Source organism: Bacillus sp. S3 (genome assembly GCF_005154805.1).
Classification (GTDB): domain Bacteria; phylum Bacillota; class Bacilli; order Bacillales; family Cytobacillaceae; genus Neobacillus.
Window position 1 is genome coordinate 2302564 of sequence record NZ_CP039727.1, and the last position, 17242, is coordinate 2319805.

Annotated in this window: 17 protein-coding genes; 14 read left to right on the top strand and 3 right to left on the bottom strand. The window is 41.3% G+C overall.

Going from position 1 to position 17242, the window contains the following annotated elements; translation table 11 throughout:
• Positions 1-2 precede the first annotated feature (2 nt).
• The 11 genes from FAY30_RS11040 (at position 3) to FAY30_RS11090 (ending at position 10679) form a co-directional block, all read left to right on the top strand.
• The gene (locus FAY30_RS11040) at positions 3-863 is read left to right on the top strand and encodes a MotE family protein (protein ID WP_149869930.1); all 861 of its coding nucleotides are present in this window, start codon (positions 3-5) and stop codon (positions 861-863) included.
• A gap of 26 nt (positions 864-889) precedes the next feature.
• Positions 890-1456 (top strand): flagellar biosynthetic protein FliO, encoded by a 567-nt coding sequence (locus FAY30_RS11045; RefSeq protein WP_149869931.1) that lies wholly within the window; start codon positions 890-892, stop codon positions 1454-1456.
• 4 nt (positions 1457-1460) lie between these two features.
• Positions 1461-2207: a flagellar type III secretion system pore protein FliP gene (fliP, locus tag FAY30_RS11050; protein WP_149869932.1), complete on the top strand. Its 747-nt coding sequence runs from the start codon at positions 1461-1463 to the stop codon at positions 2205-2207.
• Positions 2208-2222: 15 nt separating this feature from the next.
• A complete protein-coding gene (gene fliQ / locus FAY30_RS11055; RefSeq protein ID WP_149869933.1) occupies positions 2223-2492 on the top strand; it encodes a flagellar biosynthesis protein FliQ in 270 nt (89 codons plus the stop codon).
• Positions 2493-2501: 9 nt separating this feature from the next.
• On the top strand, positions 2502-3272 hold the full coding sequence (fliR, locus tag FAY30_RS11060; RefSeq protein WP_190284873.1) for a flagellar biosynthetic protein FliR: 771 nt from the start codon (positions 2502-2504) through the stop codon (positions 3270-3272).
• 2 nt (positions 3273-3274) lie between these two features.
• The gene (gene flhB / locus FAY30_RS11065; RefSeq protein ID WP_149869935.1) at positions 3275-4366 is read left to right on the top strand and encodes a flagellar biosynthesis protein FlhB; all 1092 of its coding nucleotides are present in this window, start codon (positions 3275-3277) and stop codon (positions 4364-4366) included.
• A complete protein-coding gene (flhA, locus tag FAY30_RS11070; protein WP_149869936.1) occupies positions 4363-6396 on the top strand; it encodes a flagellar biosynthesis protein FlhA in 2034 nt (677 codons plus the stop codon). The genes flhB and flhA overlap by 4 nt, the downstream gene beginning before the upstream one ends.
• Positions 6393-7877 carry a flagellar biosynthesis GTPase FlhF gene (gene flhF, locus FAY30_RS11075; protein WP_149869937.1) on the top strand — a complete coding sequence of 495 codons (1485 nt, stop codon included), beginning with the start codon at positions 6393-6395 and terminating at the stop codon, positions 7875-7877. Before flhA ends, flhF begins: the two co-directional genes overlap by 4 nt.
• Position 7878: 1 nt before the next feature.
• The gene (locus tag FAY30_RS11080) at positions 7879-8763 is read left to right on the top strand and encodes a MinD/ParA family protein (RefSeq protein ID WP_190284874.1); all 885 of its coding nucleotides are present in this window, start codon (positions 7879-7881) and stop codon (positions 8761-8763) included.
• 49 nt (positions 8764-8812) lie between these two features.
• Positions 8813-9616: a sigma-70 family RNA polymerase sigma factor gene (locus FAY30_RS11085; RefSeq protein WP_149869939.1), complete on the top strand. Its 804-nt coding sequence runs from the start codon at positions 8813-8815 to the stop codon at positions 9614-9616.
• Between the two features lie 133 nt (positions 9617-9749).
• Entirely contained in the window at positions 9750-10679 is a 930-nt protein-coding gene (locus tag FAY30_RS11090) for a manganese-dependent inorganic pyrophosphatase (protein ID WP_149869940.1), read from the top strand.
• Between the two features lie 306 nt (positions 10680-10985).
• Here FAY30_RS11090 and FAY30_RS11095 read toward each other — a convergent pair whose 3' ends face one another.
• The 3 genes from FAY30_RS11095 to fdhA form a co-directional block, all read right to left on the bottom strand.
• Positions 10986-11576, bottom strand: a complete 591-nt coding sequence (locus FAY30_RS11095; protein ID WP_190284875.1) for a hypothetical protein — start codon at positions 11574-11576, stop codon at positions 10986-10988.
• 165 nt (positions 11577-11741) lie between these two features.
• A complete protein-coding gene (locus tag FAY30_RS11100; protein WP_149869942.1) occupies positions 11742-12164 on the bottom strand; it encodes a GlcG/HbpS family heme-binding protein in 423 nt (140 codons plus the stop codon).
• 46 nt (positions 12165-12210) lie between these two features.
• The gene (gene fdhA, locus FAY30_RS11105; protein ID WP_149869943.1) at positions 12211-13428 is read right to left on the bottom strand and encodes a formaldehyde dehydrogenase, glutathione-independent; all 1218 of its coding nucleotides are present in this window, start codon (positions 13426-13428) and stop codon (positions 12211-12213) included.
• 205 nt (positions 13429-13633) lie between these two features.
• Here fdhA and FAY30_RS11110 point away from each other — a divergent pair, with 205 nt between their 5' ends.
• The 3 genes from FAY30_RS11110 to FAY30_RS11120 all read left to right on the top strand — a co-directional run bounded on the left by FAY30_RS11110 (position 13634) and on the right by FAY30_RS11120 (position 17209).
• On the top strand, positions 13634-13999 hold the full coding sequence (locus FAY30_RS11110) for a winged helix-turn-helix transcriptional regulator (RefSeq protein WP_149869944.1): 366 nt from the start codon (positions 13634-13636) through the stop codon (positions 13997-13999).
• Positions 14000-14246: 247 nt separating this feature from the next.
• Positions 14247-16784, top strand: a complete 2538-nt coding sequence (gene napA / locus FAY30_RS11115; protein WP_149869945.1) for a nitrate reductase catalytic subunit NapA — start codon at positions 14247-14249, stop codon at positions 16782-16784.
• Positions 16785-16801: 17 nt separating this feature from the next.
• Complete coding sequence (locus FAY30_RS11120) at positions 16802-17209, top strand: nitrate reductase cytochrome c-type subunit (RefSeq protein ID WP_190284876.1); 408 nt, start codon at positions 16802-16804, stop codon at positions 17207-17209.
• Positions 17210-17242 lie beyond the last annotated feature (33 nt).

A 17242-nucleotide genomic window follows, 5' to 3' on the forward strand; every position in this document is an offset into this window, starting at 1 on the left:
AATTGGAAGAAGAGAAGCAACGAGGCAGAATAAAATCGCTTATATACTTTTGGCTTGTACCGTTCCTAATTATGGCGGTCTTCGGGATGTTTATTTTTAACTGGTTAGGATTTCCCGTATGGAAAACAATTCAGGATTGGGGAAACAAAATCCCTGTGATCGGCACGATAGTTCCGGATTCTACTAATGAAATTGCGCCTAAGACTACAAAATCAGATGATTGGAAATCGCGTTATCTTGAAAGTAATAAAAAGGTGAAAGAAGAGTTGCAAAAAATTGCCTCATTAGAGAAACAGATTAAATCAAATCAAGAAGAATTTGATCAATTGAAAAAGAGAAATCAGGAATTACAAATGCAGTTTGATGACAAGGCTGTACAAAAAAGCAAGGATCAAATGAAACAGGTTGCCGCAATCTATGAAAATATGTCTCCCTCAAAAGCAGCGAAGATAGTGGAAACTATGTCTTTAGAGGACGCAGCCATTACAGTTTCGATGCTTGGACAAGAACAGCAAAGCAGTATTCTTGGAAGTATGAAAGATGCCAATAAAGCTGCGCAAATTACCATGCTGATGAAGGAAATTGGAAACTTGAATGAAGAGGATCCGGCAATTTTAAAGGAACAATTGCAACAAATGATTCAGACGACCGAAGATCCCTCACAAAGCATAGCTGAAACGATTGCGGGAATGCCTCCTGCTCAATCAGCAAGTCTCATTCAATCTATGATGGGAACAAATTCGGAAGTAGCTATTAAACTATTAAAAAAGATGAGTACAAGCAGCCGCTCACAATTATTAGCACAAATTGCGAAAAATGACGCAAAATTAGCCGCACAAATTACGGTGAATTTAGAGAAATAGAGAAACTCCAAGGAAGGAGAACAAACATGAAACGCATCATGATTTTATTTGCTATGTTTTTTTATTTATTTTCCATACAAACCCCGACACTTGCCGCGGGTCTCACTGCCGCAGGTGATCCTTCCGTTTATGACACTATCCAAAAGGGTGATGTATCACCCAAAGACTCAGTAAGTAAAGAGAAGGATAGTGGCACATCTCCTTCCATATTCTCCTTATTTATCAAATTTATTGTATCGTTTGCATTTGTGATTTTCTTATTGTTTGTTCTATTACGATTCCTCTCAAAAAGGAACAGGTCGATTCCTTCCAATGGACCAATTGTTCCAATAGGAGACCATCCACTCGGAAATAATCGTTCTGTCCAGCTCGTATTGATTAGTGGGACGATTTATGTGCTTGGTGTCGGTGAAACGGTCACACTCTTACGCACGATCACGCAAGGTGAAGAATATCAGCATTTACTTGAAAGCCTTGAAAATCAAGAAGTGGAGCCATCGTTAAACTGGACATCACATGATACGAAAAAATTGTGGAATTCTGTTTTTAAAAAACAGCTGGAAAATTTGAAGCAGCACCGTGGGGGGAAGTAGGAATATGGTACGTAAGTTAGCTTTTCTTGTTCCCCTTTTTACACTTGGGTTTATAACAGTTGCCTATGCGGCTGAACCTGTGGGTTCGATTTTACCGGGATTGGATTTCGGTTCAAATGATCCGGATCAAGTGTCAAATACAGTTCGGATTATTCTTCTTATTACCGTCCTATCGATTGCTCCGGCGATTCTTGTACTCATGACCTGTTTTACACGGATAATTATCGTGCTGGGTTTTGTACGCAATGCTCTTGGCACCCAGCAAATCCCACCCAATCAAGTCCTGGTGGGTTTGGCTCTGTTTATGACGTTTTTTATCATGGGTCCTACTTTTTCGCAAATAAATAAAGAGGCCTTCCAGCCGTTTATGGCAGGGGAAATGACCCAGGATCAAGCCTTCAAACAGGCGAGCGGACCGTTAAAAGAATTTATGACGAAAAATACTCGTGAAAAGGACTTAGCCTTGTTTTTGGATTATGCGAAGATGGAACGGCCGAAAACGGTAGAGGACATTCCGTTAACCGCACTTGTTCCTGCCTATGCCATTAGTGAATTAAAGACAGCCTTCCAGATGGGATTCATGATTTTTATCCCATTTCTTGTCATAGACATGATTGTCTCCAGTGTATTAATGTCAATGGGGATGATGATGCTCCCACCTGTCATGATTTCATTGCCATTTAAGATTTTACTATTCGTTTTAGTTGACGGCTGGCATCTCATTGTCGGGTCACTGCTCAAGAGTTTTTAGAAGGAAGTGTAAATCATGACAACGGAAATGGTATTACGTATCGCTCAAGAAGCCATTTACACAATATTAATGGTGATTGCACCTGTTGCCGGAGTGGCTTTAACTGTGGGTTTATTAGTTAGTATTTTTCAAGCGGCTACCCAGATTCAGGAACAAACTCTGGCCTTTATTCCAAAGATTATCGCTGTATTCCTGACACTGTTAATCTGTGGGGCTTGGATGCTGAGACATGTCGTCGACTTTACAGAACATTTATTGGGAAATCTTTCTCAATTTGTCGGGTAGGTGATGGCGGTGGATACTTCCGTAGTGTGGAGTTTTTTACTGGTTTTTGTTCGCATTTCGTCATTTATGATTATTGTGCCAGTATTCTCGGGAAGGCAGATTCCTTCAACCTATAAGATTGGCTTTAGTGCTGCACTTGCACTTCTCTGTGTCGGGATTATAAAGGAACCTATTGATTCTTTGCCGCAGTGGGCATTGCTCCTACTAATCTTTAAAGAATTTCTTGTTGGAATTGTATTGGGCATGACAGCTGCAATCTTCCTTTATTCTGTCCAGCTGGCAGGTTCCCTTTTAGATATTCAAACTGGTTTTTCGATGGCGACACTTTTTGACCCCAATTTTGGTTTATCTGAACCGCTTACAGGGCGATTAAAAAATATTCTTGCTATTTTAGTATTATTGTCAACTAATGGCCATCTTTTATTGATTCAGGGAATATTAGCTAGTTTTGATTGGATTTCATTGCAGGATACCGTACCTGCATTAATAGACGGCAGGCTTTCGGCTTATATTTTGGAATGTGTGAAGCAAATGTTTATGATTGGCTTCATGATGGCTGCACCTATATTGGGTGCCATGTTTGTTTGTGATGTTGCCTTGGGCATTCTTGGTAAGACGGTGCCGCAATTAAATATAATCTCTATTGCACCACCGCTGAAAATTTTATTGCATTTTATGATATTTATTATCATTATGCCTAGTTTTTTTTATCTATTAAAAATTCTGTTTGAAAATATGTTCGGCTCGATGTCTTCAATTTTAAATATAATGGGGGCGTAGGCATGCTGCGTTTAGATTTACAATTTTTTTCCGGTGAAAAGACGGAAAAGGCAACGCCCACTAAACGACGCGAGGCAAGAAAAAAAGGTCAAGTGGCAAAAAGCCAGGAAGTATCTACAGCCATTACATTATTGCTTTGCTTTGGTTTTTTACTTGTCGGAGGAAATAGTTTAATAATAGGCTTTTTAAATATATATCGTCAGAGTTTCAACGAATATATGCTTTGGGATCTGTCCATTACCAGTACCAAACTATTATTTAATCAGTTGGTATTGGATGCGGCAATGTTAATCGCACCTATACTATTGGTGGTACTGGTCGCAGGGATTGCCGCTAATTTGCTGCAGGTTGGTTTTATGTTTAATTTTTCGTTAGTGAAAGTCGATTTTGCCAAACTAAATCCTCTGCAGGGTTTGAAACGAATGTTTTCCGTTCGATCTCTAGTAGAATTACTGAAATCTATTTTAAAGATTACGTTTATTGCTATTATTGTGTTTATAGTTATTTGGAAGCAAAAAAATGAGTTTCTTTTACTCGGAGAAAAAACGATTTGGAATGCCTCAAGATTTATAGGTTCGTTAATTCTTCAAATGGGTTTAGCAGCTGCAGGTTCTTTGATTGTTTTGGCTGCAGCCGATTATATTTACCAAAAGTTTAGTTTTGAAAAGCAAATTCGGATGTCAAAGCAAGAAATCAAAGATGAATACAAGAAGTCTGAAGGTGACCCGTTCATCAAAGGAAAAAGGAGAGCGATCCAACGGCAGATGGCGATGAATCAAATGATTCGTGAAGTGCCTAAGGCTGATGTGGTGATAACGAACCCTACACACTTTGCGGTCGCCATTCGTTATGATTTTAATACGATGGATGCCCCGGAAGTCATTGCTAAGGGTCAAGATTATATAGCTTTAAAAATAAAAGAAATCGCAAAAGAACATAAGATTACTGTCGTTGAAAATCGTCCATTGGCACGAGCATTATTTGCTTCAGTGGAAATTGGCGGAACCATTCCGGAAGAGCTGTTCAATGCAGTAGGGGAAATTTTAGCATATGTGTATTACCAGGATGGAAGACATAAGGGGATGATGACATGAAGGCAAAAGATATATCAGTATTAATTGTGGTTATTTTGATTGTTGCCATGATGATCATTCCGCTTCCAACGCTATTGCTAGATTTTTTGTTAATTTGCAATATTTCCGTTTCATTGTTGATTCTATTGGTGGCAATGAATACGAAAGAACCACTGGAATTTTCGATTTTTCCAACTGCATTGTTATTGACAACATTATTTCGACTTGCCCTCAATGTATCAACGACACGTTCCATTCTTTCGAAGGCGGATGGCGGACAAGTTATTGAGACTTTTGGTTCCTTTGTGGTCGGCGGGAGTCCTGTTGTGGGTTTTGTTGTTTTCTTAATCTTAGTAGTCATTCAGTTCATTGTCATTACGAAAGGTTCTGAAAGGGTTGCCGAAGTAGCTGCTCGTTTTACATTGGATGCTATGCCTGGTAAACAAATGAGCATAGATGCGGATATGAATGCCGGATTAATATCTGAGCAGGATGCCAGGACGCGCCGCCGGAAAATTGAACAAGAGGCTGATTTTTACGGAGCGATGGATGGTGCGAGTAAATTTGTGAAAGGGGATGCCATTGCAGGAATAGTCATTCTCTTAATTAATGTGATTGGCGGATTCATTATTGGAATGGTGATCCATGGCATGGGGTTTGCAGAATCAGCTAGTACATTCACGCTTTTATCTGTCGGGGATGGATTAGTCAGCCAAGTGCCCGCATTACTTATTTCTACCGCGACAGGGATTACCGTTACACGTGCCGCATCCGATGGGAATTTAGGTTCGGATATTATGCAGCAAATATTCAGCTATCCCAAACTGTTATTTATTGTGTCGGGAACCATTTTGCTGCTTGGCTTATTTACACCTATCGGCCTTTTACTGACTGTACCGGTGGCAGGACTTTTAATCTTTGGCGGCATGACTATGCAAAAAACAATGAAGAAAGAAGAGTTACTAACCGAGCAAATGGAAATGGCAGATATGGAGGAGGATATTCGCAGTCCCGAAAAGGTCATCAACCTGCTGCAGCTTGATCCTTTGGAGCTGGAAATTGGTTATGGATTAATTCCATTGGCTGACCAGAAACAAGGCGGCGATATCCTTGACCGGATTGTCATGATTCGCAGGCAGTTTGCGATTGAATTGGGATTGGTGATCCCGACGATTCGGATCCGCGACAACCTGCAGCTCCCGGCGAATCAATATGTCCTTAAATTCCGTGGGAATAAAGTCGCATCAGGTGAAGTTTATTTGGATCATTATCTTGCGATGAATCAAGGCGCAGATATGGGAGAACTTGATGGGATACAAGTAATCGAACCTTCCTTTGGTTTGCCTGCCGTATGGGTGACCACAGAAGAAAAACAAAGAGCAGAGTTGATGGGTTATATGATTGTCGATCCGCCTTCTGTGATTGCTACCCATTTAACTGAAGTATTAAAACAGTATGCGCATCAACTGCTTCATAGGGAAGAAACGAAAGAATTAATAGATAACTTGAAAGAAACACACCCAAATTTGGTTGATGAACTTGTGCCCAACCTAATATCAGTTGGTGAAATCCAGAAGGTCTTGCAAAATCTGTTACGGGAGCAAATTTCGATTCGCGACTTGGGTGCGATTTTTGAAACGTTGGCAGATTATTCGGTTTATACAAAAGATCCGAGAGTATTAACAGAATATGTGCGCCAGTCCTTAACTCGGCAAATTACAGAGCAGTATGCTGATAATGGGGTGATTCAGGTATTAACAGCAGGAGCTACTTTAGAAAAAGGAATTTCTGATGGAATCCAGCAAACAGAATCTGGTGGTTATTATCTTTCGATGGATCCACAATTATCACGAAGGATAACAGAAGAACTGCAGGGACAAATTGAACGTGTGATCAAAGCAGGCGGTCAGCCGATTTTCCTTACTTCACCATCCATTCGGATGTATTTGAAACAATTTATTGATAAAATCATGCCAACAGTACCTGTTCTTGCCTATACAGAGCTTGAGCCTGATATTGAGATTCAAAGTATTGGAGTGGTCAACATATGAAAACAAAAAGAATTGTTGCGGATTCCATCCCCCTTGCTTTAAAAATGGTCAGAGAGCAATTGGGGGATAATGCCATCATTGTTAATACCAGGTCAATCAAATTGGGCGGCATTCTCGGATTATTTGCTAAACATAAATTCGAGGTAACAGCTTATGCTCCGGTTAAGAAAATACCACCCGTAAAAAAGCAAGAACCACAGAATAACCGAAATATTGCTTTAAACTTAATCGAAAAAGCAGCAGGGGACCTTGCTGAAAGTAATAGATTTGAAAAAGCCAAAAAAGAAGTGGATCAGCAAGGTTCCCATGTTCAACATGAGAAAATCAATGAAAGCCTGTTGGAACAAGACTCTGAGCAGAATCCTGCTATTACTGAAAATGAATTTACTCAGATTAATTGGGTAAACAGCAATAATGTTGTGACAGAACAGGCTGGCCCTGTCGAAGCCGAAGGACATTCAAGTAGTGGGCCTAATGAGACGGAAAAAAGCACTTCCGTTTTCCATAAGAAACCGCAAATGCTCTATCAATATTATTCACAAGCAACTGAAAAGGAAAAACCAGTGAAAGAAAAGAACAATTCCGAGGAATTCGAAAAAGAGCTCATTAATGAAATAAAGGACCTTAGAAAAATGATGATGGTCTTTATGACGAGCGAAAAACAGGGGAATACATCATCTGCACGGCTTTCCAAATGGGTCAATCGCCTGAAGAAGAATGGGGTGGCTGAGGAGGTTTTGGAATATGTTACGGTGCATACGATCAATTCCATCCTGAACCAATTTGGGTCATTAACAGACGTGAAAGATGATGAAATTGAAAAAGAGATAGTTTTAATCATTAAAGGGATGATTGAAAAGAAAATTCCGACATCGATGACCCCTCCTGATGATATTCGTATGATTAAGATCATTGGACCGACAGGTGTTGGCAAAACGACTTCCATTGCAAAACTGGCAACTGAGCAGCTTTTAAAACAAAAGCGCAGAGTAGCCCTAATCACAACGGACGTGTATCGTATCGGAGCAGTTGAACAATTAAAAACCTATGCAGGTATATTGAATGTACCGATTGAGGTGGCACGGTCTGCTAATGAACTCGACCAAGCAATAAGCAAGCTCGAACATTATGATCTTATTTATATGGATACTACGGGCCGTAACTATAAAGATGAAAAACATCGTGAATCCGTTAGGGAGTTTTTACATCATCCAGTTAAAAGTGAAAACTATTTAGCCTTAAGTTTAACCACAAAATATGAAGATCTTAAACTGTTATTGGACGAGTTCCTGGATAGTCCTGTCAAAAAATTAATCCTGACGAAGTTTGATGAAACAACGAATTATGGATCGATTCTGAATATCGCCTATCAATATCCTTATCACATTGCCTATATTACCAATGGACAAAGTGTTCCTGAGGATATTACTTTAATTGATGCCTCATTGCTTGCTAGTTCCTTAGTGGGAGATGGTTTGTGATATGGATCAGGCGCAAAGTCTAAGGGAATATATGCAACGCTACCAAGTAAAAGAAAATTACCACCAACCGGCTCGCATCATTACGATTACTAGCGGTAAGGGCGGTGTAGGCAAATCAAATTTCACGATTAATTTTGCCTTGGCCCTTAAAGCAGCAGGAAAAAAAGTGGTCGTTATGGATTTAGACTTATCGACGGCAAATATTGATATTCTGATGGGTACATCATCGAAGTATTGCCTTGCGGATGTGCTTCATCAACGAAAATATTTATTAGATTGTATTGAAGTAGGATCAGGCGGGATAAACTATATTGCCGGTGGACTTGAAATTCAAGATTTAATAGAATTGGACCTAAAATCACTAGACTTTTTTATGAACCAGATTCAAGAACTGCAATCTTATGCCGATTTCATTTTACTTGACACGGGTGCGGGTATTTCTAAAGAACTGGTTGAATTTATTTTGGCATCGGATGAAACGATTTTGGTTACTACACCAGAACCGACGTCGGTTGCTGATTCTTATGCAGTGATAAAAACCGTTCATCATTTAGCTATAAAGCCGCCGATCTTCCGATTAGTGATCAATCGTGCCCAAACCTATCGCGAAGCTGCAGAAACATCAAGAACATTGAAGAATGCATGTAGTGTATTTTTAAAAACGAAGATAAATAGTTTAGGCTTTTTGATGGAAGATGTTCATGTTCAAAAAGCAGTCAGGGCGCAGACACCTTTTTATCTTACTTATCCAAATTGTGAGGCATCCAAAAATATTAATCAAATTTTATATACGTTTTTACCGGACATGGATAAGGTATCTGCCCCTTCCTCTAACGGAATCCGGGGTTTTTTCGAAAAAATAATGTCATTAAGGAAATCAAACTAGTGGTTGTACCTGATAATCATGGTCATTGAAAACCAGGGGGGGAGAATCGTTGAAAGCTGCAGTCAATGAAGTTGTTCCACACCAACTGCTATGGAGAATGTATCAAGAAAAACATGATGGAACGGCACAGGAAAAATTGGTAAAACAATATATGCATTTGGTCGAACGAGTGGCAAATAAGCTGAGCCTTGCCATTCCGCAGCGAATCATCCCTAAAGAGGATTTAATTAGTCTGGGCTATATTGGTTTAATCGAGGCCATCCAGCATTTTGATTATAAAAAAGGATTTCAATTCGAAACGTATGGTTTGTGGCGAATAAAAGGGGCCATGCTTGATGGAATTCGAAAAATGGATTGGATTCCCCGTGGTTTGAGAGAGAAAGCAAAAATATTAAACAGTGCCTTTCGTGATTTAGAGCAATCGTTGATGAGGACACCATCGGAAGAGGAACTTAGCCAATATTTAAGTATTTCTGTTGATGAAATTGATCAAACCATGGCAGCTTTGTCATTTTCTACATTGTTATCTCTAGATGAACCAATGAAGGATAGCGATGAGGAGGGAAAACAGCAGAACCGCTTAGATCATCTTCAAGATGATAATTCGATACCTCAAGAGCAGCATCTTCAAAGACTTGAATTTGGGAAAATGATTACACACTGTATTGACAAAATGACCGAAAATGAAAGACTTGTTCTGACTTTGTTTTATTATGAGGGTCTTTCCCAAGTAGAAATTGCTGAAGTGTTGAATTTGACAAAAGGAAGAATCTCACAAATTCACTCAAAAGCAATTTTTCGAGTACGGCAAGATTTTGAAAAAAAGGGGTATTCATTTAACTCTTTTATTTAATATTTTTAGGATTAGACCAAAATGCATATTTTTTTTTGAAACCTCTAACGTAATCATATATAATTTTCGTTAGGGTCATTCTCATGGCTATTGGGTTGTCCTACATAATTTTATACGGATTGGGAGTAGTAAGATGGAAAAAGTATTGATTTTTGGTCATAAAAATCCGGACACAGATACGATTTGTTCTGCGATTGCCTATGCAGATTTAAAAAAACAATTAGGAATGGACGTCGAGCCGGTTCGTCTTGGCCAAATTAATGGTGAAACACAATTTGCGCTAACAAAATTTAACGCAGATGTTCCTCGTTTGGTTGAAGCGGTTGCTGCTGAAGTCAGCTCCGTTATCTTAGTCGATCACAATGAACGCCAGCAAAGTGCCAATGATATCGCAGATGTTCGTGTGCTTGAAGTTATCGACCACCATCGGATCGCGAATTTTGAGACAAGCGACCCATTATATTATCGCTGCGAGCCTGTTGGCTGTACGGCGACGATTTTAAATAAAATGTATAAAGAGAACGGGAAGGAAATTAAACCTGAAATTGCCGGTCTAATGTTATCCGCGATTATTTCTGACTCTTTATTGTTTAAATCACCTACCTGCACACCAGAAGATGTGGCGGCTGCACGTGAATTAGCGGAAATCGCTGGAGTCGATGCGGACAGCTATGGCTTGGACATGCTGAAAGCAGGTGCTGATGTTCGCGATAAATCCGTGTCAGAGCTATTAAGCCTTGATGCAAAGGGATTTGAGATGGGCGCAAGCAAAGTAGAAATTGCCCAGGTAAATGTGGTGGACACTGCGGATGTTCTTGAGCGCCAAGCGGAATTGGAAGCGGCCATTTCGGCAATCATCGAAGAAAAGAATCTGGATTTATTCCTATTTGTGGTAACGGATATCTTAACAAATGATTCAGTTGGTTTAGCTTTAGGCAGTAAAGCTGAAGCAGTCGAAAAGGCTTATAACGTCAACCTCGTAAATCATACCGCAACATTAAAGGGCGTTGTATCCCGTAAGAAGCAAATCGTCCCTGTATTAACAGATATTTTTACTAAATAATAAGAAAAGCGCAAGCGCCCTGGTCAGCGGCGTATGGCCTCCTCGAAAAAGCTAACGCTTTTCCTTCGTGCGATGCCTATGCTGCCGAAGCTTTCCTTGTGGAGCACTCCATCTGAGATAAAGGAAACACGAAGAGCCGGAGGCGCATTCGTGCTTGACTTATCGTAGGGCGGAGAGCGAAGGACACTAGCCGCTAGGGCGCTGGAGCTGGACATTTCTCAAAGTCGAAATTTTATACTTTATTATCTAATGAAAAAAAACCGTTCATGCTGTTTTGCGGCATGAACGGTTTTTTTTCCTCACCTTTTATTCAGGCTGTTTTTGAGGTTCTTCCTTCTTATGATTCATCAGGAAAAAGGTTAATGGCTGATCGGAGCCTGTCATCAATTTATAGACATATGAAGAAGTTACTTTGTAGCCATCCTCAATTCTCTCCGCTAAATAATTCGTTCGTTCAAAAAGAATCGAGCGAATATGGTTCACCTGCCGAGCCAGTTTATCTAATAAGGCTTCCTGATTATCCAATCGCTTAAGTACACCGCTTTGAAAGTCGTCTTGTTTCTCCAATTTCTCGGCAGCGATTTTTTGCAATTCCAGTTGTTCATTCATTTGCAGCGAAAGCTGCTGATTAACCTCTTCATTCTTTGTTAACCGGTTGCTTAGGTCCTGCAATTGTGAGTCAATCTGGTTCCATTGATTTATTTTTGATTCCTCTTGCTGGGAATAACGCAAACCTAATTCAGCCAGTGCTTCTGTAAGGGCAGCATTGGCTTTTTGCTGTTCATTTATCAGCTCTGATAAGGAATCTTGCCGAGATAACTGCTGATTTGGTTCCTTGGGACTCTGATTATTTTTATATACTTCCGGATAATTCTTTTTATTTATATATAATCCCATACCACTCTCCGCCTTTAATTTTTTTGATGTGTTATTGTATGCTTTACGGTACGGACATGAATGGGCTAGTCCAGTAAGATTGCTCATTATTTAAAAAACAAGGCGGAGTTAGGAAGGAAAAGCGGGAAAATATAGTCGTATTTTAGCCGCGGTATTATTTAGTTTTTATACTGCTAATAATTTATGATTAAATACCTTAACAGCAGCCTCTGCTACTTGAATATCATGTGGAACGGTACTACCGCTAACCCCAACTGCTCCAATAACTTTTCCATCATGGACAAGTGGGATTCCGCCGCCGAATACAACAAGCCGGCCATTGTTGGTTGTATTTAAACCATAAAGTTCAGCTGCAGGAACGGTGGCATCAGCTAAATTGGCTGAAGGCATTTTTAAAGCTACTGATGTCCATGCCTTATTTTGAGCAATGTCAATGCTGGCTAACCAAGCATCATCCATCCGGTGGACTGCAACCAAATTTCCACCCTCATCCACTACTGAAATAACCATAGAAACCCCAATGCTTTTTGCTTCTTTTTCAGCACCTGCAATTAATTCTTTCGCTAAGTCTAATGTCATTTTGGTCATTTTATAATTACCTCCCTAATTTGGTTTGCTTATATTTGCATAAAAATTAACTTTTTAACATTCCATGTGGGTCAATGACGAATTTCTTGGAAGCCCCCTGATCAAATTCAGCATAAGCACCGGGTGCTTGATTTAAAGAAATCAAAGTAGCATTCACAGCTTTGGCAATTTGTGCTTTTCCGCTTAGGATGGCCATCATTAAGTCGCGGTGATATTTCATAACCGGCGTTTGACCTGTCACAAAAGTATGTGCTTTTGCCCAGCCAAGTCCTAAGCGAACCTTTAAGGTTCCAATTTTTGCATCTGCATCGATGGCGCCAGGATCGCCGGTCACATAAAGTCCTGGAATCCCAAGGCGTCCGCCGGCACGGGTAACTTCCATTATCGAGTTCAATACAGTTGCCGGGGCTTCGCCCGCACCAGCGCCATGTCCATGGGCTTCAAAGCCGACACAGTCAATAGCACAATCAACTTCTGGAACCCCTAAAATTTGTTCAATCTGTTCGCCAAGATTTGGGTATTCTTTAAGATTAACAGTTTCACAACCGAAGCTCCTCGCCTGAGCCAGCCGCTCACTATTCAAGTCACCGACGATGACCACTGATGCCCCTAAAAGTTGAGCAGAATGAGCCGCTGCTAAGCCAACAGGTCCAGCTCCAGCAACATATACTGTGGAACCAGGCTTTACACCAGCACTTACCGCTCCGTGGTAACCTGTTGGAAAAATATCGGAAAGCATCGTTAAATCAAGAATCTTTTCTAGTGCTTGATCCTTATCAGGGAATTTTAGCAGCTGGAAGTCTGCATAAGGGACCATAACATATTCGGATTGGCCGCCAACCCAGCCGCCCATGTCGACATAACCGTAAGCTGAGCCCGGACGGTCCGGATTCACGTTCTCGCAAATGTGAGTATTTTGCTCTTTACAGCTGCGGCAGCGACCGCAGGCAATGTTAAATGGGACCGAAACAAGGTCGCCTTTTTTAATAAATTCCACGTCACGCCCAACTTCAATGACTTCACCTGTGATTTCATGACCGAGAACGAGTCCTGACGGAGCAGTCGTCCGCCCGCGCACCATATGCTGGTCACTGCCGCAAATATTGGTGGTTACGACTTTTAGAATCACTCCATGGTCACATTTACGACCAACGTTTAAAGGATTTACTCCGGGTCCGTCTCTTAAAACTAAGTCAGGATAGCTAATATCTTCAACAGCTACACGTCCTGGGCCTTTGTACACTACCGCTCTGTTTCCTGCCATTTTGCGTTCCTCCATTCATTTGCTTTTATATTTAGGATATGGATTGCCAACAACAGATAGAGTTCTTAGGTGAACATTTAAGTTTGAATATTATCTATCTTAATTTAATTCTAAAAAATAATTCTTTTTTATGGAAGAACGCACTTTTTTGTGAGATGGTTACTTATAGGATACTTTTAGGATACATAGGGAAGGGGAACAATGAATGGATGATTTACGATCGGAAGTAAAAAAGAAAATCGAAAATGGTGAATTTAATTGTGAAAAAGAATTTACTCTTTCCCTAATAAGCGGCAAATGGAAAATAACCATTATTTACTATTTAGGGACGGATGGCACTTTACGATTCACTGAAATTAAGCGATTATTTCCAAAAATTACACATAAAGTTCTTACAACCCAGATTCGAGAGTTAGAGGAAGACGGGATTGTCCATCGAAAAGTTTACCCTGAAGTTCCACCAAGAGTAGAATATTCACTAACAGAATTGGGTCAAAGCCTCATGCCCCTCGTCTTTATGATGTACGATTGGGGAAAGCAGCATATTAAATACTTTGCGAAGCGCGAGTAATGTATTTGGTGTTTCATAATATAGCAGGTTAATAGCCAGGCCCATTAAACTTGGGTTCCTGGCTTTTTATCGTTGAAACAGTAAAAATACTGCAAACATAGGATTGTCAGAATTGTGACAAAAATCGCTTTCCTTGTGTGAATTTTTTGTAAACGATAGGTGAACTCACCCTAAAAATTTCCTTGGTCGCTTACTATTAAGCTATAGATTTTCACCTTAAACCTGATTCATAAGGGAGTTGACGGGCTTGGAATTAACAAGGAGATCTTTATTGAAAGCAACGGCTGTTTCTATGACGCTGGCAGCAGCGGGATGCAGTAAAAAGGACAAAAGTTCAGTACTAAACAGTGCACAAGCAGCAAGTATTGAACCAGATGAATGGAAGACCACTGTGTGCCGTTTCTGCGGTACAGGGTGCGGTATTTTAGTCGGTGTGAAGGACCGAAAGATTATTGCCACTAAAGGGGATCCGGAAAACCGTTCAAACAAAGGGCTAAACTGTATTAAAGGCTACTATGTCGGAAAAATCTTGTTTGGCAAAGACCGGTTAACAAAGCCACTGATTCGTGAAGATAAATCCAAAAAAGGCACAATGGAAGGATTCAGGGAAGCCTCGTGGGAAGAGGCATTAGACTTAGTCGCGAAAAACATGAAAGAGGCCTACGATGCTGATCCGAAATCCGTAGCTTTTTATGGGTCGGGACAACAAACGATTATGGAAGGGTATGCATCCGTAAAGCTATGGAAAGCAGGTCTGTTGAGCAATAATATTGACCCGAACGCCCGCCATTGTATGGCTAGTGCTGTAGCCGGCTTTATGACAACCTTCCAATCCGATGAACCGATGGGCTCCTATCGCGATTTAGATGAAACAGATGTGTATGTCACATGGGGAGCCAATATGGCGGAAATGCACCCGGTTCTTTACTCGCGCCTGACAGCTCGCAAACTGAAAAACAGCGCTGTCAAGCACTATGACATAACGACAAGACAGTCACGGACCTCGGAGCTTGCTGATGTCGTCATGATATTCAGGCCGCAAACTGATTTAGCCATTGCCAATGCCATTGCCAATTACCTGATCCAAAACGATTTATATGATCAAACATTTGTCAATGAACATACACAGTTCAAAGCAGGTACAGAAAACCTCGGTCATACCTTTGATGATAATTACGAAGCCACAGATGTGGGAAAAGCAGCTGATCAGGATTGGGTTATTCCCTTTGAAGAGTTTAAGACAAGGGTATCGGAATATACGATGGAAAAAGCAGCGGAGATGTCTGGTGTGCCTGCGAAAGATATTGAAGCGCTTGCAAAGGAATTTGCTGATCCTAAGAAAAAAATTATGTCCCTTTGGACAATGGGTGTCAATCAGCATACTCGCGGTACCTGGATGAACAATCTCATATATAACATTCATTTGCTTACAGGGAAAATTTCAAAGCCGGGCAGCGGTCCATTTTCGTTAACGGGTCAGCCAAGTGCCTGTGGAACGGCACGTGAAGTAGGGGTGTTCTCCCATCGATTGCCGTCAGACTTAGTTGTAAAAAATCCGGAACACCGCCGTTACACCGAAATGATTTGGAACCTGCCGCAAGGATATTTGGATCCTATTGAAAACCCGGGCATGCACACGATGAAAATGTTCCGTGAGTTAGGAAACGGCAAGATTAAATTTTTATGGAGTATGTCTAATAACTGGGGGCAGACAAATCCGAAGTTAAACAGATATCGCGGAAAAGATGCGAATGGGAAAGGTGTCATTGATGGATTTATCGTTGTTTCCGATGTGTATCCAAACCGCTCGACGGAAATGGCAGATGTGGTGTTCCCGGCAGCCATGTGGGTTGAGCGTGAAGGTCAATTCGGGAATGCTGAACGACGGACGTCGATTTTTGAAAAATGTGTGGAGCCGCCGGGTGAAGCCAAATGGGATTTATGGGCGATTGTTCAGGTAGCAAAGCGAGTGCTGGATGGAAAAATGATTGGTGACAAGCCGGCATTTGATGTTTTGTTTGGTATGGTATGGGATAAAAAGAAAAATGATCTTCTTAAGGACCAGCATGAAGTGAATCGCCTTTTGTGGGAGGAATACCGCTTATTCACGAATCCACATGAGCATCCAAATAAAGCAGCCCAGGAGCTCGGGGCCAAACTGAAAATGAAAGCGAAACAAATGGCTCCATATGAGGAATATTTGAAACAGCACGGGATTTGCTGGCCGGTCCGAAACGTGGATGGCAAATGGCTCGAGACGAACTGGCGCTATTCGTATGGGAAGCAGGAGGACGGCTTCGATCAATACGGGGTGGAGGAGTTTGGCCATAAAGGAAAATACATGGACCTCGACTTCTATAAATCGGCTGATCATAAACCGGCGATTCTGTTCCGGCCATTTGAAGAAGCGGCAGAAGTGCCGGATCAGGAATATCCATTCTGGTTATGTACGGGCCGGGTGTTAGAGCACTGGCACAGTGGAACGATGACAAGAAGGGTGCCAGAACTTCATAAGGCATTCCCGGAAGCGCTGTGTGAAATCCACCCTGATGATGCTGCCTCCCTGGGGGTTAAAACAGGGGATATGGTAAAAGTGATCTCGCGCCGTGGTGAAGTGAAGGTGAAGGCGACGACGACAGGACGCGGAAACCCGCCGAAGGGACTTATTTATGTACCATTTTTTGCTGAAGAAACATTGATTAATTTGGTGACATTGGATTGCTATTGCCCGATTTCCAAGCAGACAGATTTTAAAAAATGTGCTGTTAAAATTGAAAAGGCTTAATGGGGGGTGGGGAGATTATGAAGGAAAAGGGAATTCTTTTTATCTTAGGGTTTATCATTGTTCTTACTGCAGCTATAGGAGCTACAAAGCTTCAATGGTCGTTAGTGTCGACAGAAACTGCTGCTGTTGTAAGTACGCAGCCAGCGCTGGTGCAATTGACGGAAAAAGGGCGGCCAGATAGCGAAACCATGGGGCTCGTCAGTGCACCGCCGCTACAGCCGGCAACCCACGTAGACCGGTGGAATCCAAAGGCCCATCAAGATAGCTGTCTCGCCTGCCACGGAAAACCGGATACAGGGGCGCCAACACCAACAGCTGTCCATTTCTATGACAATGATACAAAAGGAAAGGTTTTTCGGGATAATTGTATTCAGTGTCATGCCCAGCAAAATGAAACAAAAACTAAGACGGCGTTTAGTAAGTAAGATGCGAGCAGGGCTGTGGATTCGTGAAGCAGC